31 protein-coding genes are annotated in these 19,690 nt (G+C 45.6%); 5 read left to right on the top strand and 26 right to left on the bottom strand.

The annotated features are described in order from the left end of the window. The 26 genes from rplO to B0182_RS07765 all read right to left on the bottom strand — a co-directional run bounded on the left by rplO (position 1) and on the right by B0182_RS07765 (position 14,724). Positions 1-441, bottom strand: coding sequence for a 50S ribosomal protein L15 (gene rplO / locus B0182_RS07895; RefSeq protein ID WP_078274410.1), 441 nt, complete (start codon positions 439-441; stop codon positions 1-3). After that, positions 441-620, bottom strand: coding sequence for a 50S ribosomal protein L30 (gene rpmD, locus B0182_RS07890; RefSeq protein WP_078274409.1), 180 nt, complete (start codon positions 618-620; stop codon positions 441-443). Before rpmD ends, rplO begins: the two co-directional genes overlap by 1 nt. A 15-nt stretch (positions 621-635) precedes the next feature. Continuing rightward, on the bottom strand, positions 636-1,133 hold the full coding sequence (gene rpsE, locus B0182_RS07885; RefSeq protein ID WP_029102645.1) for a 30S ribosomal protein S5: 498 nt from the start codon (positions 1,131-1,133) through the stop codon (positions 636-638). Between the two features lie 2 nt (positions 1,134-1,135). Further along, positions 1,136-1,486 (bottom strand): 50S ribosomal protein L18, encoded by a 351-nt coding sequence (gene rplR / locus B0182_RS07880; protein WP_036387459.1) that lies wholly within the window; start codon positions 1,484-1,486, stop codon positions 1,136-1,138. A 15-nt stretch (positions 1,487-1,501) separates the two neighbouring features. After that, complete coding sequence (gene rplF / locus B0182_RS07875; protein WP_065255090.1) at positions 1,502-2,035, bottom strand: 50S ribosomal protein L6; 534 nt, start codon at positions 2,033-2,035, stop codon at positions 1,502-1,504. 183 nt (positions 2,036-2,218) lie between these two features. Beyond that, positions 2,219-2,617 (bottom strand): 30S ribosomal protein S8, encoded by a 399-nt coding sequence (gene rpsH, locus B0182_RS07870; protein ID WP_078274408.1) that lies wholly within the window; start codon positions 2,615-2,617, stop codon positions 2,219-2,221. A gap of 11 nt (positions 2,618-2,628) precedes the next feature. Continuing rightward, positions 2,629-2,934: a 30S ribosomal protein S14 gene (gene rpsN / locus B0182_RS07865; RefSeq protein WP_029102641.1), complete on the bottom strand. Its 306-nt coding sequence runs from the start codon at positions 2,932-2,934 to the stop codon at positions 2,629-2,631. 10 nt (positions 2,935-2,944) lie between these two features. Further along, positions 2,945-3,481 (bottom strand): 50S ribosomal protein L5, encoded by a 537-nt coding sequence (rplE, locus tag B0182_RS07860; protein ID WP_029102640.1) that lies wholly within the window; start codon positions 3,479-3,481, stop codon positions 2,945-2,947. Between the two features lie 20 nt (positions 3,482-3,501). Next, complete coding sequence (rplX, locus tag B0182_RS07855; RefSeq protein WP_029102639.1) at positions 3,502-3,819, bottom strand: 50S ribosomal protein L24; 318 nt, start codon at positions 3,817-3,819, stop codon at positions 3,502-3,504. 18 nt (positions 3,820-3,837) lie between these two features. Continuing rightward, positions 3,838-4,206: a 50S ribosomal protein L14 gene (gene rplN, locus B0182_RS07850; RefSeq protein ID WP_029102638.1), complete on the bottom strand. Its 369-nt coding sequence runs from the start codon at positions 4,204-4,206 to the stop codon at positions 3,838-3,840. A 131-nt stretch (positions 4,207-4,337) separates the two neighbouring features. Beyond that, positions 4,338-4,610, bottom strand: coding sequence for a 30S ribosomal protein S17 (gene rpsQ / locus B0182_RS07845; protein WP_029102637.1), 273 nt, complete (start codon positions 4,608-4,610; stop codon positions 4,338-4,340). Then, complete coding sequence (gene rpmC, locus B0182_RS07840; protein WP_029102636.1) at positions 4,607-4,804, bottom strand: 50S ribosomal protein L29; 198 nt, start codon at positions 4,802-4,804, stop codon at positions 4,607-4,609. The genes rpsQ and rpmC overlap by 4 nt, the downstream gene beginning before the upstream one ends. Continuing rightward, the gene (rplP, locus tag B0182_RS07835; protein WP_029102635.1) at positions 4,804-5,217 is read right to left on the bottom strand and encodes a 50S ribosomal protein L16; all 414 of its coding nucleotides are present in this window, start codon (positions 5,215-5,217) and stop codon (positions 4,804-4,806) included. The genes rpmC and rplP overlap by 1 nt, the downstream gene beginning before the upstream one ends. A 3-nt stretch (positions 5,218-5,220) precedes the next feature. Further along, a complete protein-coding gene (gene rpsC, locus B0182_RS07830) occupies positions 5,221-5,946 on the bottom strand; it encodes a 30S ribosomal protein S3 (RefSeq protein WP_029102634.1) in 726 nt (241 codons plus the stop codon). 2 nt (positions 5,947-5,948) lie between these two features. After that, on the bottom strand, positions 5,949-6,278 hold the full coding sequence (rplV, locus tag B0182_RS07825) for a 50S ribosomal protein L22 (protein ID WP_029102633.1): 330 nt from the start codon (positions 6,276-6,278) through the stop codon (positions 5,949-5,951). Between the two features lie 9 nt (positions 6,279-6,287). After that, entirely contained in the window at positions 6,288-6,563 is a 276-nt protein-coding gene (rpsS, locus tag B0182_RS07820) for a 30S ribosomal protein S19 (RefSeq protein ID WP_062498708.1), read from the bottom strand. Positions 6,564-6,575: 12 nt separating this feature from the next. After that, on the bottom strand, positions 6,576-7,403 hold the full coding sequence (rplB, locus tag B0182_RS07815) for a 50S ribosomal protein L2 (RefSeq protein WP_029102631.1): 828 nt from the start codon (positions 7,401-7,403) through the stop codon (positions 6,576-6,578). An 11-nt stretch (positions 7,404-7,414) separates the two neighbouring features. Then, positions 7,415-7,744 carry a 50S ribosomal protein L23 gene (gene rplW / locus B0182_RS07810; protein ID WP_029102630.1) on the bottom strand — a complete coding sequence of 110 codons (330 nt, stop codon included), beginning with the start codon at positions 7,742-7,744 and terminating at the stop codon, positions 7,415-7,417. Beyond that, on the bottom strand, positions 7,741-8,343 hold the full coding sequence (rplD, locus tag B0182_RS07805; RefSeq protein ID WP_078274407.1) for a 50S ribosomal protein L4: 603 nt from the start codon (positions 8,341-8,343) through the stop codon (positions 7,741-7,743). Before rplD ends, rplW begins: the two co-directional genes overlap by 4 nt. 14 nt (positions 8,344-8,357) lie before the next feature. Then, positions 8,358-8,996 (bottom strand): 50S ribosomal protein L3, encoded by a 639-nt coding sequence (gene rplC, locus B0182_RS07800; protein ID WP_029102628.1) that lies wholly within the window; start codon positions 8,994-8,996, stop codon positions 8,358-8,360. A gap of 44 nt (positions 8,997-9,040) precedes the next feature. Further along, positions 9,041-9,352: a 30S ribosomal protein S10 gene (rpsJ, locus tag B0182_RS07795; protein WP_078274406.1), complete on the bottom strand. Its 312-nt coding sequence runs from the start codon at positions 9,350-9,352 to the stop codon at positions 9,041-9,043. A 478-nt stretch (positions 9,353-9,830) separates the two neighbouring features. Then, entirely contained in the window at positions 9,831-11,489 is a 1,659-nt protein-coding gene (locus B0182_RS07785) for an Rne/Rng family ribonuclease (protein WP_078274404.1), read from the bottom strand. Positions 11,490-11,640: 151 nt separating this feature from the next. After that, a complete protein-coding gene (locus tag B0182_RS07780; RefSeq protein WP_078274402.1) occupies positions 11,641-12,228 on the bottom strand; it encodes a Maf family protein in 588 nt (195 codons plus the stop codon). After that, positions 12,228-12,716 (bottom strand): rod shape-determining protein MreD, encoded by a 489-nt coding sequence (gene mreD, locus B0182_RS07775; protein ID WP_078274400.1) that lies wholly within the window; start codon positions 12,714-12,716, stop codon positions 12,228-12,230. Before mreD ends, B0182_RS07780 begins: the two co-directional genes overlap by 1 nt. A 31-nt stretch (positions 12,717-12,747) precedes the next feature. Beyond that, positions 12,748-13,599, bottom strand: a complete 852-nt coding sequence (mreC, locus tag B0182_RS07770) for a rod shape-determining protein MreC (protein ID WP_078274398.1) — start codon at positions 13,597-13,599, stop codon at positions 12,748-12,750. Between the two features lie 93 nt (positions 13,600-13,692). After that, complete coding sequence (locus tag B0182_RS07765) at positions 13,693-14,724, bottom strand: rod shape-determining protein (RefSeq protein WP_078274397.1); 1,032 nt, start codon at positions 14,722-14,724, stop codon at positions 13,693-13,695. 366 nt (positions 14,725-15,090) lie between these two features. Between B0182_RS07765 and gatC the strand changes: the two genes are divergently transcribed. The 5 genes from gatC to B0182_RS07740 all read left to right on the top strand — a co-directional run bounded on the left by gatC (position 15,091) and on the right by B0182_RS07740 (position 19,652). Further along, positions 15,091-15,378 (top strand): Asp-tRNA(Asn)/Glu-tRNA(Gln) amidotransferase subunit GatC, encoded by a 288-nt coding sequence (gatC, locus tag B0182_RS07760; RefSeq protein WP_078274396.1) that lies wholly within the window; start codon positions 15,091-15,093, stop codon positions 15,376-15,378. A gap of 133 nt (positions 15,379-15,511) precedes the next feature. Beyond that, entirely contained in the window at positions 15,512-16,996 is a 1,485-nt protein-coding gene (gene gatA / locus B0182_RS07755) for an Asp-tRNA(Asn)/Glu-tRNA(Gln) amidotransferase subunit GatA (RefSeq protein ID WP_078274394.1), read from the top strand. Positions 16,997-16,999: 3 nt separating this feature from the next. Then, positions 17,000-17,506, top strand: coding sequence for a GNAT family N-acetyltransferase (locus tag B0182_RS07750; protein WP_112742710.1), 507 nt, complete (start codon positions 17,000-17,002; stop codon positions 17,504-17,506). Positions 17,507-17,599: 93 nt separating this feature from the next. Then, a complete protein-coding gene (gene gatB, locus B0182_RS07745; protein WP_078274392.1) occupies positions 17,600-19,069 on the top strand; it encodes an Asp-tRNA(Asn)/Glu-tRNA(Gln) amidotransferase subunit GatB in 1,470 nt (489 codons plus the stop codon). A gap of 55 nt (positions 19,070-19,124) precedes the next feature. Then, positions 19,125-19,652, top strand: a complete 528-nt coding sequence (locus B0182_RS07740) for a hypothetical protein (RefSeq protein ID WP_078274390.1) — start codon at positions 19,125-19,127, stop codon at positions 19,650-19,652. The last annotated feature ends 38 nt before the right edge of the window (positions 19,653-19,690 follow it).

Below are 19,690 nucleotides of genomic sequence, written 5' to 3'. Positions count from 1 at the left end.
TTACTCCTCGACGCTACCGCCAGCGGCAACGATGGCCTCTTTTGCACCTTTAGTAACTTTTACGCCTTTAAAGGTTAAAGCACGGCTAATTTCGCCTGATAGGATAATACGAGCACGCTTCATGTCACCACGGATGATGTTGGCAGCTTTTAGCGTTTCAAGTGTTACCTGATTGCCTTCAATTTTGTTAAGCTCTGATAAACGCACTTCGGCTGTTGTCAAGGCCAGTTGGCTGGTAAAACCAAATTTTGGCAAACGGCGATAGATAGGCATTTGACCGCCTTCAAAGCCTGCTGGAATGCTTGAGCCTGAACGTGAAGTTTGACCCTTGATACCACGACCACCAGTCTTACCTAGACCTGAACCGATACCACGACCACGACGTTGGGCAGTCTTTTTTGCACCCACTGCTGGGGCAAGTTCATTTAAACGAAGACCCATTACGCTTCCTCCACTTTAACCATGTAATATACACGATTTACCATACCACGAGTAGATGGTGTATCTTCTACTTCTACGGTATGACCAATGCGACGTAGTCCCAAACCTTTTAGGCAGGCTTTGTGGCTTGCCAAACGGTGTGAGCTAGACTTAGTTTGAGTAATTTTCATTATTTTCATAACACCCACCTACTCTTAGCCCAAAATTTCTTCAACGGATTTGCCACGTTTAGCAGCAACTTGCTCTGGTGAAACCATGTCACGCAGACCTTTAAAGGTTGCATAGACCACATTGGCAGCATTAGTAGAGCCGTAGCATTTCGCCAATACGTCTTGAACGCCAGCAACTTCTAGCACAGCACGCATTGCACCACCAGCAATAACGCCAGTACCTTCTGATGCAGGTTGCATGTATACTTTTGAGGCACCGTGACGAGCATTAATAGGGTGTTGTAGTGTTGTGCCAGCAAGCTCAACAGTAATCATATTACGCTTAGCAGCTTCTAGTGCTTTTTGGATGGCAGCAGGCACTTCACGAGCCTTGCCACGACCAAAACCAACACGACCATTACCATCACCAACTACTGTCAGTGCAGTGAAGGAGAATATACGACCACCTTTTACAACTTTTGCCACACGGTCAACGGCAACCAATTTTTCTACCAAACCGTCAGTTTGTTCAACTTTTGCCATGATTAGAACTCCAATCCGTTTTCACGAGCAGCGTCAGCTAATGCTTTAACACGGCCATGATATTTAAAACCACTACGGTCAAATGCAACCTTAGTGATGCCCGCAGCTTTTGCACGCTCTGCAATCAGTGCACCCACAGCTTTTGCCGCCTCAACATTACCAGTCGCACCTGAGCGAAGGGTTGAATCAAGAGTTGATGCTTGAGCCAAAACCACACCGCCTGTTGGGGCGATGATTTGGGCATAGATGTGACGTGGCGTGCGAGTAACGGTCAAACGGTTAGCACCTAATTGACGGATATGGGCACGGGTTTTTTTTGCTCGGCGAAGACGAGCTGATTTTTTATCCAACATGTTTGCTCACCTTACTTATTTTTTCTTAGCTTCTTTACGAAGAACCACTTCATCGCTATAACGAACACCTTTACCTTTATAAGGCTCTGGTGGGCGGAAGCTACGAATCTTAGCTGCTGCTTGACCCAATTTTTGCTTGTCGTTTGATTTTAGAACGATTTCAGTTTGACTTGGGCTTTCAGCAGTCACACCTTCAGGAAGATTATAAGCAATCGGGTGAGAGAAACCTAAGTTAAGGTTTACCACATTGCCAGCAACTTGGGCACGGTAACCAACACCGATAAGTTGCAAACGACGTTCAAAACCCTCACTCACACCCTGAACCATGTTGTTCAACAATGCACGCACAGTACCTGTGTGCATCCACGCTTCTTTGGTGTCTTTGACAGGAGCAAGAGTAACCACGTTATCTTCTTGCTTTAGCTCGACCAAATCATGCAGGCGTAAAGACAAAGAACCGTTTTTGCCCTTAACTTCAACCTGCTGACCGTTCAAAGTAACGCTGGTACCCGCAGGTAGCGTTACTGGGGCTTTAGCCACACGAGACATAGGAATTTCCTTTAATGATAAAAACAACCATCAATAACTGATGGCAACGAATAGCAACCAACTCTCACTATCCAAGATAATTTAAATTGGTTAAAAAGCAGGGTATTATAACACAAAAAATCCTTAGAGTAAACTAAGGATTTTTATTTTTATCACTTTAAATAAAAATAACAAATAAAGTGATTAGGCAACCAAAGCGATAACTTCACCGCCGATGCCAGCTGCACGTGCTGCACGGTCGCTCATGATGCCTTTGCTGGTAGAGATGATGGCAACGCCCAAGCCTTTTTGAACGCTTGGTAGCTCATCTTTCCCACGATATTGGCGTAGACCAGGACGGCTATAACGCTTGAGTTCAGAGATAACGCCTTTGCCTTGGTAGTACTTTAGTTCAATGTTTAGAACTTTTTTGTTGTTTTCGCCGTCAATAACTTCAGCAGAAGTTAGATAGCCTTCAGCAACCAATAAATCAGCAATTGATTTACGTAGCTTAGAAGCAGGCATTTCTACACTGGGTTTATTTCTTGATTGTGCGTTGCGAATGCGGGTTAGCATATCAGCAACTGGATCTTGCATACTCATTGCGATACTCCTTACCAGCTAGCTTTACGAACGCCAGGTACATCACCTTGCATTACACGCTCACGCAGTTTGTTGCGTGATAGACCAAATTTACGGAAATAGCCGTGTGGACGACCAGTCAAGCCACAGCGATTACGCAAACGAACTGGTGATGAGTTACGTGGCAATGCTTGTAGAGCAAGCATTGCGTCTAAACGCTCTTCATCACTGGCATTTACATCACTGATGACTGCTTTTAGCTGTGCACGCTTCTCGGCGTACTTAGCAACTGTTTTTTCGCGTTTTAATTCGCGATTAATCATGCTTTTCTTAGCCATAACGTTTACCTTATCTAAATGGGAAACCGAATGCTTTTAGCAATGCACGACCTTGGTCGTCATTAGCAGCAGTCGTTGTGATGGTGATGTCAAGACCACGAATACGGTCAATTTTATCAAAATCAACTTCAGGGAAAACGATTTGTTCTTTGATACCTAGCGAGTAGTTACCACGACCATCGAATGCTTTTGCAGAAAAACCACGGAAGTCACGAATACGAGGAATCGCAATGGCAATTAAGCGGTCTAAGAATTCGTACATTTGGTCGCCACGAAGGGTAACTTTACAGCCAATCGGCCACTCTTCACGAATTTTAAAGCCTGCCACTGATTTGCGTGCTTTGGTAACAACTGGCTTTTGACCAGCGATGACAGTCATGTCTGCCAAGGCACCTTCAAGTAGTTTTTTATCTTGTGCTGCACCACCAACACCCATGTTCAGAGTGATTTTGGTGATTTTTGGCACTTGCATGACATTTTCTAAGCCAAGCTCATCTTTGATTTGTTGCTTTAGCTTATCATTGTATAAAGATTTTAATCTTGCCATTACTATATACCCTTAGTATCTTATGCAGTCGCCACTACTTCACCAGTAGAACGATAGATACGGACTTTTTTGCCCTCTTCGTTTACTTGGTAAGCAACACGATCTGCTTTTTGGGTTGCTGCGTTATAAATCGCAACGTTTGAAATGTGTAGAAATGCTTCTTGCTTAACAATACCACCTTCTTTACCTAGCATTTGGTTAGGTTTTTGGTGTTTGGTTACAATGTTAATGCCTTCAACTTTTACACGGTCTGCTTTAACCGCCAAAATTGTGCCTTGCTTGCCTTTATCTTTGCCAGCAATCACAACCACGGTATCGCCTTTGCGTAACTTTGCCATAGGATAGCCTCTAAAAGTTTACAGTACTTCTGGTGCTAGTGAAACAATTTTCATGAATTGCTCACCACGTAGTTCACGGGTAACAGGTCCAAAAATACGAGTTGCGATAGGGGCTTTGTTATTGTTTAGAATAACTGCCGCATTATCATCAAAACGTAGTACAGAACCGTCTGGACGACGTACGCCTTTTTTGGTACGTACAACAACCGCATTCATCACGTCGCCTTTTTTAACACGACCGCGAGGAATGGCTTCTTTTACTGTTACCTTAATAATATCGCCAACTGATGCATAACGACGATGCGAGCCACCCAGTACTTTAATGCACTGTACACGTCTTGCACCACTGTTATCTGCAACTTCCAGCATTGTTTCAGTCTGAATCATCGCATTACTCCATAAATAATAATACAATAAAAGCCATTCGCTCCAATTTATGCTATTTTGCACAAATTTGGTAGATGAACGCCAATAAAGACATTCATTATACTAGCAAATGACTTTTAATGCAAATAACTTTAAATTTTTACCGCAGTTTCAACCACGTCTACCAAAGTCCAAGTTTTAGTCTTTGAGATAGGACGTGTTTCTTTGATACGAACGATATCACCTTCTTGACAAACGTTGTTCTCATCGTGAGCTTTAAGCTTAGTAGAACGACGAACTTGCTTGCCATACATTGGGTGACGAATTTGGCGTTCAACAAGGACAGTGATAGACTTGTCCATTTTGTTGCTGATAACTTTACCAGTCACAACACCGACTTCTTGAGTTTGGTTATTCTCGCTCATGCGTCGCCTCTTTGTTTTTCGTTAAGCAAAGTCAAGATTTTTGCAATCGTGCGACGATTTGCTTTAACTTCGTGAGTGTTACCTAGCTGACCTGTTGCTTTTGCCATGCGTAGGCGAAATGCGTCAAGCTGCTTTTCGTCAAGCAATGTAGCCAGCTCTTCTACTGATTTTTCACGTAATTCGCTTGTTTTCATTACATTACCGTCCGTTTAACAATGGTGGTTTTGAAAGGCAGCTTAGCAGAAGCCAATGTCAAGGCTTCACGCGCAAGCTCTTCGCTCACACCTTGGATTTCGTATAACATTTTGCCTGGCTTGATTTCGGCTACCCAGTACTCAACTGGACCTTTACCTTTACCCATACGAACTTCCAATGGCTTTTCGGTAATTGGCTTGTCTGGGAATACACGAATCCAAATTTTACCGCCACGCTTGATGCGACGAGTAATGGTACGACGAGCTGCTTCAATTTGACGAGCAGTCATGCGACCACGACCGATAGATTTTAGACCAATCTCACCAAATGCAACGGTGTTACCACGTTGGGCAAGGCCTGTGTTACGACCTTTGTGCATTTTGCGGAATTTGGTACGTTTTGGTTGTAACATGGCTTACCCCTTGTCTGAATTACGACGGTTGCTGGTACGACCACGGCGTTTTGGTGCACGAGTCTTCTCTTCTGCAACTGGATTGTAAACGCTGTTCATGCCGTCTAGAATTTCACCACGGAAAATCCAAACTTTCACACCGATAGTACCGTAAGTGGTCTCTGCACGAACTTCTGCATAATCAATGTCAGCACGCAATGTGTGTAGTGGCACACGACCTTCACGATACCACTCAGTACGAGCAATCTCAGCACCGCCTAGACGACCTGACAGCTCAACTTTGATACCACCAGCACCAGCACGCATGCTGTTTTGCACAGCACGTTTCATTGCACGACGGAACATCACACGACCTTCAAGCTGTCTGGCAATACCAACAGCAACCAAACGTGCGTCTAGATCAGGTTGAGTAATCTCTTGGATATTTACCTGAGCAGGAACGCCCATAAGCTTGGTTAGGTCTTTTTGAAGTGCTTCAATGTCAGCACCTTGTTTACCAATAATCACACCAGGACGTGCTGAGTGAATGGTAATCTTAGCGGCACCCGTAGGACGCTCGATGCTGATGTTGCTTACCATGGCTTCTTTTAGCTTATTGCGTAGAAAATCACGCACTTTGAAGTCATTTAGCAAGTATTCAGAGTATTGCTTTGGATTTGCGTACCAGTTAGCGTTGTGCTTTTTGATAACGCCCAAACGAATACCAATTGGATGTACTTTTTGACCCATGATTATGCTCCTACTTTAACAGTGATGTGGCAAGTGCGTTTGCTGATACGGTCAGCACGACCCTTGGCACGGGGCATAATACGCTTCAAAGTAATACCTTCATCCACATAAATGGTAGAAACACGCAGTGTGTCAATATCTAGACCATTGTTGTGTTCAGCGTTTGCAATTGCTGATTGTAGGCATTTTTTAACAAGTTTAGCACCTTTTTTGTTGCTAAATGTCAAAATGTCTAAAGCACGCTCGATTGATTTACCACGAACTTCGTCCGCAACCAATCTTACTTTTTGTGCCGAAATGGCGGCACCACGTAATTTTGCAGTTACTTCCATGGTAGCACCTTATCTCTTAGATTTCTTGTCAACGCCATGACCACGATATGAACGGGTTGGGGCGAATTCACCAAGTTTGTGACCAACCATTTGCTCACTCACGATAACAGGTACATGGGTACGACCGTTGTGAACAGAAATGGTCAAACCGACCATTTGTGGTAGAATCATGGAACGACGAGACCAAGTTTTGATTGGCTTACGGCTGTTTGTTTCTAGGGCATTTTCTACCTTAGCAAACAGATGTGCGTCAATAAACGGGCCTTTTTTTAACGAACGAGGCATAAAACTCTTCCTTTATTTCTTGGCACGACGGCGACGGATAATCATACTGTCAGTACGCTTATTAGAACGAGTCTTAAGACCCTTAGCTTTCTGACCCCAAGGACTGGTTGGGTGTTTACCAAAGTTACGTCCTTCACCACCACCGTGTGGGTGATCAATCGGGTTCATTGCCGTACCACGAACGGTAGGACGAACGCCACGCCAGCGTGCCGCACCTGCTTTACCAAGTGATTTTAGGTTATTTTCAGTGTTAGACACTTCACCAATAACCGCACGGCAATTTGCGTGAATACGACGGGTCTCACCCGAACGTAAACGAACAATCACATAAGCACCGTCACGACCAAGCAGTTGAACCGCTGCACCAGCAGAACGTGCAAGTTGTGCACCTTTGCCAATTTTTAGTTCGATGTTGTGAATAACGGTACCCACTGGGATATTTTTAAGTGGCAAGCAGTTACCTGGACGGATAGGAGAACCCTCACCAGATTGAACCTGATCGCCTACTGCCAATTTTTTAGGTGCGATGATATAACGACGCTCACCGTCTGCATATTTTAGTAGAGCAATGTGTGCAGTACGGTTAGGGTCATATTCAATACGCTCAACAGTTGCAATGATGCCGTCTTTGTTGCGTTTGAAGTCAATTAGACGATAATGTTGCTTGTGACCACCACCGATATGACGGGTAGTGATACGACCGTTGTTATTACGACCACCAGTTTTTGCTTTTGATTCAACAAGCGGTGCATAAGGACGACCTTTATAAAGGTGTGGATGCACAACTTTTTCAACAAAGCGGCGACCTGGTGAGGTTGGTTTTGCTTTTACGATAGGCATGGTTATGATCCTTATTCGTTAGTCGCTGTTTCGCCAGTGGCTTCTTCACCAGCACCGATTTGTACGTCTGAACCTGCTTTTAGTGTTACATACGCTTTTTTAACGTCAGAACGCTTGCCAACAACACGACCAAAACGCTTGGTTTTACCTTTGGTATTTAGCGTGTTTACTTTGACAACTTCAACGCCTTCAAACATCAGCTCAACGGCTTGTTTAATTTCACGCTTAGTTGCACTGCTGTCCACTTTGAAAACTTGAACACCTAGGCTATCACCCAAACGTTGAGATTTCTCAGAAAAAACAGGGGCTTTTAGTACTTGATATAGTCTTGCGTTACTCATGCTAGTGTCTCCTCAAATTGCTTGGCGGCTTCAACCGTCATGATAACTTTGTCGAAAGAAACCAAGCTAACTGGGTCAACTTCACGAGTACCTAGCACATTCACGTGTGGAATGTTGCGAGCTGCCAAGTATAGGTTCTCATCAACTTCGTGAGTAACAATCAATGCACGTGGGGCATTTAGCTCGGCAAGTTTAGTAACCAAACCTTTGGTTTTTGGGCTATCAACACTGATAGAGTCCACCAAAACCAAACGCTCTTGGCGTACAAGCTCTGCTAGGATGCACTGCATGGCACCACGATACATTTTGCGGTTTACTTTTTGAGACCAGTCTTGTGGTTTGGCGGCAAATGCACGACCACCACCTACCCAAATTGGTCCACGGATAGAACCCGCACGGGCACGACCAGTACCTTTTTGACGCCATGGTTTTTTACCGCCACCAGATACTTCGCCACGAGTTTTTTGTGCACGAGTACCTTGACGAGCACCAGCTAGGTAAGCAGTTACGACTTGGTGTACTAGGGCTTCATTGAACTCACGACCAAATGTCGTCTCTGATAGTTCAACCGCCGCACCTGTAACAGTTTTTAAATTCACGTTAATCCCCTCAACTAGGCTTTGACTGACGGACGTACGATAACATCGCCACCATTAGCACCAGGCAAGGCGCCTTTGATGACCAGTACACCTTTTTCGGTATCAATAGACACAATTTCAAGGCCTTGAACAGTAACACGTTTGTTACCCATTTGACCTGGCATTTTTTTGCCTTTGAATACTTTACCTGGTGTTTGGTTCTGACCAGTAGAACCAAGTACACGATGCGACACAGAGTTACCGTGTGTGGCGTCCTGAGTGCGGAAATTATGACGTTTTACGCCACCTTGGAAGCCTTTACCCTTAGACTGACCAGTGACATCAACCAACTGACCAACTTCAAATAAATCCACCAAAATATCGCCACCAACTTCACGACCTTCAAGTTCGCTTGCGTCAGCTCTAAATTCCCAAACACCACGACCAGCGGCAACGCCAGCTTTTGCGAAGTGTCCTTTTTGTGCAGCAGTTACACGGCTTTCACGACGCTCACCTGTGGTGACTTGAATTGCGTCATAACCGTCAGTGTCTACTGTCTTGATTTGTGAGATACGGTTTGCGTTAACCTCAACCACTGTTACAGGAATAGATGCACCTGCCTCAGTGAAGATTCGGGTCATACCACGCTTAATACCGACTAAACCAATCGCCATTTTAGACCTCTTACTTATAATCGTTTATATTAAACCAGTTGTTCTTAGCCTAGGGCGATTTGAACATCAACACCGGCCGCCAAATCTAACTTCATCAATGCATCTACTGTTTTGTCAGTAGGTTGAACGATGTCAATCATGCGTTTGTGGGTGCGAATTTCATACTGGTCACGAGCGTCTTTGTTGACGTGTGGTGATGTCAATACGTTGAACCGCTCAATACGAGTCGGCAAGGGAACAGGACCACAAACTTGTGCACCTGTACGCTTTGCGGTATCGACAATCTCTTGTGCCGACTGGTCAATCAGACTATGGTCGAAAGATTTTAGTCGGATACGGATTCTCTGGTTAGCCATGCCAACAAGCTCCTAAATTAAGTGCTTTATAAAACTTCTATCGCTTGGATTTCAGTCATGTTATTTTGATTAAATTTTGTCCTAGAACCGCTTTGGACAAAATAATACAATCCCTGTCCGCCAGACATGAATGTTGGCAACAGAGCTGTTGTTTATAGTGCCAAAATCGATGCTTCGGCTGTGGCGTTGATTCGCTTTGGGGCAAGCCTTACTCACTACTTGTAATGTATCCGAAGATAATTACTCATCTAAGCCAAATGTAGTCAAAAACAGACTTTTGCTTAAATGCAACGCTAAACAAGAAAAGTGTGCGTATTATACACGAAAAATCAGATAAAACAAGAGCCATGCTTTATTTTTGGATAAAAAAGTGGCTAAATTTACCTGTCTTTGCCTTAAAATTCATCAAATTTACAAAATGTTACAATTTTAATAAATTGATTGATTTTAAGGCAGATTTATTGGTAAAAAACCATTTCTACTCCACCAAAATCACATATTGTTCTTGATGATAAGATGTATTTATGGATAGATAAATGGATGTATTTGTTAATTTTTGTAAATTTGACAAATCCTGATGTGATGACAAATAGTCCGCCACCAACTGACTGACCTTTATCGTCACATTAGGTTTTTTAAAAGAAGTGCTGTTTGCCAGCTGACCCATGAGTGACCTTAGAATCTCAAATGCCACTGTCTGCACGCTTTTGATTTTGCCCGTGCCATGACAGACAGGGCAAGGCTCACGCAGCTCATCGGACAGACTGGGACGGGTGCGTTTACGAGTCATCTCAACCAAGCCCAATTCGCTGATTTGGGTGATGTTGGTCGTGGCAGGGTCGGCTTTAAATGCATGGGCGAGCATGTCTAGCACTGTTTGCCGATAGGCAGATTTGTCCATGTCAATAAAATCTAGGATAATAATACCGCCAATGTTACGCACTTTTAACTCACGAGCGATGGCAGTTACTGCTTCTTTGTTGGTCTCATACACCACGTCCACGCTTGCCCTGCCCTGCCCCACATACGAGCCTGTATTGACATCGATGGTCGTCATCGCTTCGGTATGCTCAATGATGAGATAACCGCCCGACGGCAACGGGCAATGCCGCAACAAGGCGTGTGCCAGCTGAGTCTCAATGTCAGGCGTAGACGAGCGACGCTCATCAGGCACAGACTGGGCAAACAGTGGTGTCGGCTTATCATGATGATAAATGGCAGATGTGATGGACGGCATGAGTGTGCAACTGGCATGCCGTACTCGCTCATAAGTCGCCCTATCGTCAATCCACACGCTTTGGATATCGTCAGTGATAATGTCACGCAAGGCACGCTCAGCCAAAGGTAGCTCTTGGTAGAGCAAGGCGTGCTTGGCTTTGTGCAGGCTTGCCTGTGTGCGTACTTGGCTGATGTCCGCCCACAACGCACCTAGATGGTCAAGCTCTGCCTGCATACGCTCGCCCATGTCTGCCCATGTCTCATCATCACCAAATGCCTGCTCGCACGCACTACGAGCGATGAGCCCACCTGCATGCGATGATTGGCTAAGTAGGGTCGTCAAATGAGCTTTTAGCTTGGTGCGATAAGCCTTTATGCCGATGCGAGTGGACACACCGACCGACTGTGGCGATGTGGGCAGATAGACCAAATACCGCCCTGCCAATGCGATGTGCATGGTCACACGCACCCCTTTGGTGCCAAACTCATCTTTGGTGACTTGGACGACAACTCGTTCGCCAACTTTGGGTAGGAGCTTGGGCAGAAGTTTGGGGTCAAGTTTGGGCTTGGCAGGCTTAGGCTTAGGTCTAGACTGTGACTGCGTGGGGCTTTTATCTTTTGCCTGATGAGCCATGGGCAATGTCGTGATGAGTGTGGGCGTGGCAACATCATCTTGGGATGATAGGCGAGTCGGTAGCATGATGTCGCTTTGGTGCAAAAATGCCGAACGCTCACGCCCGATGTTAATAAACACTGACCCCATGGCAGGCAGTACCCGCACCACCGTCCCCAAATAGACATCCCCCACCAAACTGCGTGTCTGTACCCGCTCAATAAACACCTCATCAAGCCTACCGTCATCAACGATAACAAGGCGAGTCTCAAAGGGCGTGGCGTTGATTAGGGCGTGTTTTGACATAAAGATGGTGTGCAGACTAGATGAATTAAGTTAGGGTAAGTTGGTTGAAGATAAGTTGGCTTGGTAGACTGATTGAACGCTGATTGGGCAAGTTAGAAGGAAGTCACTTGGCTATGCTAGTGGGCTGATTTTATCGTCATTTAATACGCCATCACTCTGCCAATATTTGCAGACAGTCATCAATCAGCTCTGCCGTCTCGGCAAGGGGCAAGCCCACCACGTTGGTATAACTACCATTGATGGCTCGTACCCACGCCATTGCTCCGCCTTGAATGGCGTACGCCCCTGCTTTGTCGGCAGGCTCGCCCGTTGCCCAGTATCGCTCTTTTTGGTGGTCGGTGAGTTTGATAAATACCACATCGGTGGCGACTTTGATGATTTTTTGAAAAATGATTTGCCCATCTTTGACGATGCTGGCACACACCGCCGTCCAAATCTCGTGCGTACCACCTGATAATTTATCCCACATGGCAAAAGCATGAGCCTTATCGGCAGGTTTGGTTAAAATCTCATCCTCTGCCACGCCAATGGTATCTGCCGTGATAACGATAGCCGATGACACGTCCGCACACGCCTTTTCCGCCTTGGTCTTAACCATACGCATGATGTAGTTGTGGGGGCTTTCGTGGGGATAAAAACGCTCGTCAATCTCCACCGATTTGACCGTAAAGGGAATCTGCAACTGCGTCAATAACTCATGTCGTCTGGGCGATGTGGACGCCAGGATAAAGGGTATCATCAGTACGCTCGCTCTTTTAGTTGGCGGTTTATCCAGTACAGCGGATACCACATCACAGGAAACAGCACAATGCTGCTCATGAGCGACCCCATGCCTGTCCACACAAACTGAGCATGAGAAAATGCCTGCAATATCCACAGCGACACCTGATAGACGCTCAGAGCAATCGCTTCCAATACCCACGCCTGCGACAGGGCAAGCTCTTTGGCATACAGCAGTAGTACCCGTATGACAAACGCCATAAGCACTGCACTAAATGCCTGATGCCCCAAATGCGTACCCAAGAGCAAATCCGAGACCAGTCCCACCAAAAATACCACCCACACCCCCATCATGGGCGAGCGATACATCACCCAAAAGGCAAGCACCATCGCTAAAAACATGGGGCGAACGCTTGCCATGTCATGCCCCAAAGGGTAGACACTCAGCATGGATGCCACCACGAAGCTGATGATGATACCGATGATTAAAAAGGGTTTTGAGTTCATAAGTGGGTTTTATGAGTCCTATATGGCGTGATTATCTGTTCTTTTTTGGAACAGGGTTGTCTTTGGGCTGTAAAATCAGCACATAACTGCTGTTTAGAAAATCAGCGGCGGGATTGACACGAATGTCGGCAAAATTATCGGTGCGAGTGGTGTCAATGTCCGAGACTTCCCCCACTTTATAGCCTGCAGGGAAACGCTCACCAAGCCCTGACGAGATAAGCTCATCGCCCACTTTAACATCGGCAGTCTTAAAGATATAATCTAGGCTTAGACTATCAGGCTTACCCCCACCCGAGACCATCGCACGCTGTCCTGTGCGTGCCACCAAGACCGCCACCGACTGCTGTTCATCGGTGATGAGTAGTAGGCGAGATGTATTTGGGTAGGCGTTTAGCACCTGTCCGATGATGCCATGCTCATCGATGACCGTCTGCCCGATTTGCACGCCATCATTGGTGCCTTTGTTAAGCACCACCACTTGTTTTAGGGGATTGGAATCCGTGCCGATAATGCGTGCTAGCAGTAGATGATGCTCGCTGGACTGCGTGGTGCTGAGTACGCCTTTTAGACGGGCGTTTTGGGCGAGTAGATAATCTTGGGTTTGGAGCTTGGCACGGGCTTGGAGTAGCTCGGTTTGCAAACGGATATTCTCACGACGCAAGGCTTCTTTAGTGTGGACGGCATGGCTGGCATATTCCATGGCATAAGACGGCCCTAGGGACGCCTGATAAATGGGTTGCATGGATGCATGACTTAGGCGACGAATACCATCAAACCATTGGGGGTTTTTGCTGTCAAGCAACATAAAAATCAAGGCAAGCACCAAAAACGCAACCGTCATGCGTGCAAATACAGGTTTTTGTGAAAATATACTTGGGAGCATTGCCAGACCTTTTTTATGTACTTATGAACAAATAATTTCACAAGCCCAAAACACAAAAAGCAGTGCGTGAACACCGCTCATGATTTCGTGGATTTAGACAAAAATCATCGATAGCGACTTATCATGGATAAAGTCAAGTGCCTTACCACCGCCACGAGACACGCAGGTCAATGGGTCTTCGGCGACAAACACAGGCAGTCCTGTCTCTTTGGAGATGAGCTTATCTAGGTTGCGCAGTAACGCCCCACCCCCTGTCAGTACCACGCCATGCTCGGCGATGTCCGATGATAGCTCTGGCGGGGTCTGCTCCAAGGCAAGTTTGACTGCATCAACAATGCCTGATACAGGCTCGGCAAGTGCTTCTTGGATTTCTTTGGAATTGACAGTAAAAGTCTTTGGCACGCCTTCTGCCATCGAGCGTCCACGCACTTCAACTTCTAGATTTTCTTTTTCATCAAAGACAGCCGTACCCACTTCTTTTTTGATACGCTCAGCGGTCGTCTCACCGATAAAACAGCCATGGGTCTTTTTGACGTGATTGATGATGGCTTCATCAAATTTATCACCGCCGATGGTAATAGAATCTGCATACACACACCCCGACAAGGCAATCACCGCAATCTCGGTCGTACCACCGCCGATGTCCACCACCATCGAACCACTGGCTTCATGTACAGGCAGACCTGCTCCAATCGCTGCCGCCATCGGCTCTTCTAAGATATGCACGCTGTTCGCACCTGCCGAACGCACCGCTTCTTCAATCGCACGTCGCTCTACCAGCGTGGATTTGCATGGCACACACACAACCACATTCGGGTCAGCCAAGAATTTTTTGACTTTTACTTTTTTGATGAAATGCTTTAACATCTGCTGGGTAACTTCAAAGTCAGCAATCACACCATCTTTTAAGGGGCGAATGGCAGTAATGTTATCAGGGGTACGCCCAAGCATCTGCTTGGCATCGATACCTACCGCCGCTACCGTTGGGTTTTGGGTGCGGTTAGAACGCAGTGCCACCACCGTTGGCTCATCAAGCACAATGCCCTTACCAGGGGCATAAATCAAGGTGTTAGCAGTACCTAGGTCAATGGCAATGTTGGTCGATAAAAATCCCAGCAGGTTCATAACGCATGATTCCAAAAAATAAGAGTGGCAAGGCATCACTCATCTTAATCCATGAGTGAAAATATGATTAAAAATTAGCCAAATGCCAAATGGTTAAAAAATTGTGGTAAATTATACCGATTTATGGCAAAAAAATCATGATGATTTATGAAAAATTTTGCCTAATTTGCAAGAAATTTTTACAAAATCGGTTAAATTTGCCGATTTTTAACCAAAGTTACTAAATTTTACCAAAAATTAAGATAAACGTAAGAGTATAATTGAGTAAATTTTAATTTTTTGAAATCATTAACTTTATGGTAAAATTAGCCAGTCTACTCGCTTTTATCAAACATTAACATTTTAACTGTTATTTTAGGAAAATTTATGACAATCACCGCCCAAGATGTGCAAAATTGTGCCAACCTATCTCGTCTTGCCATTGACGACACCACCGCCCAAAGCTACGCAGGCAGCCTTGACAAAATCCTTCTCATGATGAATGTCTTGTCCGATGTCAATACCAATGACATCAAGCCCCTTGCCAACGTTCATGAAGCCTGCACCGAGTTGCGTGCCGATGTCGCCAATGTGAGCATTAACCGAGACGGCTTTCAGACGGTTGCCCCTGCGGTACAAGACGGTTTATACCTTGTGCCACAGGTGATTGAATAATATCAAAATTTGGCATTGTTAAATTAAGATACATTTTAAACAATGCCCAAAAAAAACCGATAGGGCGAATGTGATTCACCCCTACAATACCCAATATTAAAATCTTGAAAATGACACACAAAAAAGGCATTTTATGACAGACCTACACCACCTATCCGTCCATGAATTAGCAGACGGCTTAAAAAACAAACAATTTAGCAGTCAAGAGCTGGTCAAACATTTTGCCAGTCGCATTGATAGCCTAGACGAGCAAATCAACAGCTTTATCACCAAAGATTTTGACAACGCCCTAAAACACGCCGAACTTGCCGACAAATTGCGTGCCGAAGGCGACACTCGCCCCCTGCTTGGCGTGCCAATGGCTCACAAAGACAACCTATGCACCAAAGGCGTGCTGACATCGGCAGGCTCAAAAATCCTATCCAATTTCGTCTCGCCTTATGACGCAACTGTAGTGGAAAACATCGCCAACGCTGGATTTATCAGCCTAGGCAAGCTCAACATGGACGAATTTGCCATGGGTTCGGACAACGAAAGCTCATACTTTGGGGCGGTACACAACCCTTGGGATACCGCTCGTGTGCCAGGGGGGTCGTCTGGTGGGTCAGCGGCGGCGGTGGCAAGCGGTTTTGTGCCTGTGGCGACAGGCTCAGATACGGGCGGTTCTATTCGCCAACCTGCCAGCTTTTGTGGCATCACGGGCATTAAGCCTACCTATGGGCGTGTGTCTCGCTATGGCATGATTGCTTATGCGTCAAGCCTTGACCAAGCAGGTACTTTTGGCAAATCCGCCCTAGACTGTGCCTACCTGCTTTCCCCGATGACAGGACACGACCCCAAAGACGCAACATCTATCAACCGCTCCACCGAAGATTATGTGGCGGACATTTTGGTGACAAAAACAGACGGCAAACCCCTAGCAGGCAAAAAAATCGGCGTGGCAAAGGCGTATTTTGGGGCAGGTCTTGATAGTGAAGTAGAAAAATCCATTCGCACCGCCCTAGCCAAATATGAAGAGCTGGGGGCCCAAATCGTGGAAGTGGACATCACCAACCCTGCCGTAACGCTTGCCACTTATTATCTGCTCGCCCCTGCCGAAGCCAGCTCAAACCTGTCTCGCTATGACGGTGTGCGCTTTGGTTATCGCTGCGAAGATCCAAAAGATCTGATCGATCTATATACGCGCAGCCGCTCTGAAGGCTTTGGTACTGAAGTTCAGCGCCGTATCATCATGGGAACGTATGCCCTATCGGCAGGGTATTTTGACGCTTATTATACCAAAGCCCAAAAGGTTCGCCGTCTTATCGTGGACGACTTTAAAAAGGCGTTTGAAAAATGCGACATCATCGCAAGCCCTACTGCGCCGACCACCGCCTATAAGTTGGGTGAGAACTTAGACCCTGCCAGCATCTATCTTGGTGACGTATATACCATCGGCGTGAACTTGGCAGGTCTGCCCGCCCTATCGCACCCCGTAGGACAAGCGAACGGCCTACCTGTCGGCTTACAGCTGATCGGCAAGCATTGGGCAGAAAGTGAGCTACTACAGACAGCGCACGCCTATCAGTCGCATACTGATTTTCACACAGAATTATCTGGCATCGCAAAGCAAGGATAATCCATGATCCAAGTAACCATCCGAGCGACAGAAAATTACGACTTTCAAGGCTTATACGATCTATACCGCCAAGAACAAGTCGCCTGCCAAATGCTGAATCTGCCCAATCAGCCCCTACACACTTGGGAGAAACGATTGGCGAACATTCCTAGCAATGTGCATTCTTTTGTGGCTCTTATGGATACCGATGACGATTATCAAATTATCGGCAATGCCGCCCTGACTGTCGCCAGTAGCCCACGCAGACAACATACAGGCGAGCTTATCATCGCAGTTAAAGAAGAATTCTGGCGCATGGGCGTCGGCAATCAACTCATGCAGCAGATGATTGATCTTGCTGATAATTGGCTCAATCTTCAGCGCATAGAATTAACTGTCTATACCGATAACGAGCACGCCATGGCACTTTATCGCAAATTTGGCTTTAATATCGAAGGTGAAGCCAAGAAATTTGCGTTTAGAAATGGCGAATTTGTTGATGCTTATTACATGGCAAGAGTTAAGGGATGACAGTAATGGGATGCTGAGCAACCTTGAGCATCTGATGACTTACCCGAATTGATTGGTGCAAGGCATGCACCCTATATTAAAAGAGAACACATTATGACCCAACAAGCCCCCCTAATTGACGGCTATGAAGTCGTGATTGGTATTGAAATCCATTGCCAATTAAACACCGACAGCAAAATCTTTTCAAACGCCCCCACCGCCTTTGGGCAAGAGCCAAACACCCAAGCCACCATTGTGGATTTGGGCTTTCCAGGGGCGTTGCCTGTGCTAAATGAAGGCGTGATTGAGCGTGCCTTAAAATTTGGCATGGGTGTCAATGCCGAGCTTGGCACATACAACACCTTTGACCGCAAAAACTACTTCTACCCCGACCTACCCAAAGGCTATCAAATCACGCAAATGGCAAACCCCATTGTCGGACGTGGCTACATTGACATCCTTGTAAACGCAGGGCAAAAAGACGAATACACCAAACGTATCGGTATCACACGAGCCCACCTAGAAGAAGACGCTGGCAAATCGGTGCATGATGCTGTACCGCAGATGACGGGCGTGGATTTGAACCGTGCTGGTACGCCACTCATCGAAATCGTCTCTGAGCCTGATATGCGTTCGGTGGGCGAAGCGGTTGCTTACGTCAAGACCATTCATGAGCTGGTTACTTGGCTTGGTATCTCGGACGCGATTATGGCAGAAGGCTCTTTTCGTGCGGACATCAACGTGTCTGTACACAAGCCAAACACGCCTTTTGGCACTCGCTGTGAGCTCAAAAACCTAAACTCGTTCCGCTTTATTGAGCGAGCCATTAAATCCGAAATTGAACGGCAAATTGACGTCATCGAAGACGGCGGAAAAGTCGTGCAAGCCACACGCCTATACGACCCCGAAAAAGACGAAACCCGTGCCATGCGCACCAAAGAAGAAGCCAACGATTACCGCTACTTCCCAGACCCCGACCTGTTGCCTGTCGTTATCTCTGATGAGACGCTTGCCAAAGTGCGTGCCGACATGCCAGAGCTACCGAGCGTGCGTAAAGAGCGATTTGTCAATGAATTTGGCTTGACCGCTTATGATGCTAACGTGCTAAATGGTAGCCGTGAGCTGTCGGATTATTTTTTGCAAGTGGTTGAAATCATTGGCAAAAATAACGCCAAAATCGGGGCAAACTGGGTCATGGGCGAGCTGTCAGGTTCACTCAATAAAAACGAGCTGACCATTGATAAATCACCAATCTCTGCCGAACGCCTGGCGGGGCTGATTGCTCGCATATTGGATAATACCATTAGCGGTAAAATCGCCAAAGAAGTGTTTGGCTATCTGTGGGAGTCCGACAAATCTGCCGATGAGATTATCGCCGAGAAAGGCTTAAAACAAGAAACCAACACAGGGGCGATTGAAGCCATTATTAAAGAAGTGCTTACTAATAATCAAGCAATGGTTGATGAATATAAAGGCGGAAAAGAAAAAGCCTTTAATGGACTGGTCGGACAAGTAATGAAAGCCAGCAAGGGCAAAGCCAATCCTGCACAGGTGAATGAATTATTGAAGAAGTTGATTGGGTAGGATAATAAGCCCCAAATATCGGTTGGTGTTTGGGGTTTTATTTATAGAAATAACGATGATTGATATTGCAAAAGTTACTCAGAATTTTAAGAAACCAGAACTCCATCTTTCAGAAAGTTTTTTAAAAATATATTGCTCCAATGAGATAACAAATTATAACGATAGTGGCTACATTGTCTATTGCCAAATGAATTGCTATCGTTTTGATTTAGAAACCAACATTTATCTTATTCTTAAATCTTGTGAAAACTTTTTACAATCATCACCCACTTGGTTTGATTATTATAGATTTAAGGAAGGTTATCCATTAAAATTAAGCAATTATATCAATGAAGCCATTCAAGAAATTCAAAATTCAGAAAATCAAACCAATAACCATCATTTATTACAACAAATTTTAAACGGGAAACTAGAAAAACTAAATGAAGTTGATAAAATTTACACCTTTGAATTAAACCAAGAAAAATTTAGAAGTGCTATTTTAGACCAAATACAAGACCCGATTGACAAATTATCCAAATTGATATTTTGGATAGATAAAGACGAAAATATTCGTTTTTTATGGGTGCGAGAAAGTAGGTAGTAAAACTGGTGCGCAATACACACCTTACCACCAAAAAT

This window comes from Moraxella bovis (assembly GCF_002014975.1).
Classification (GTDB): domain Bacteria; phylum Pseudomonadota; class Gammaproteobacteria; order Pseudomonadales; family Moraxellaceae; genus Moraxella; species Moraxella bovis.
Note: the sequence above shows the minus strand (reverse complement) of the source record. Positions and strands in the feature narration are given on the sequence as shown.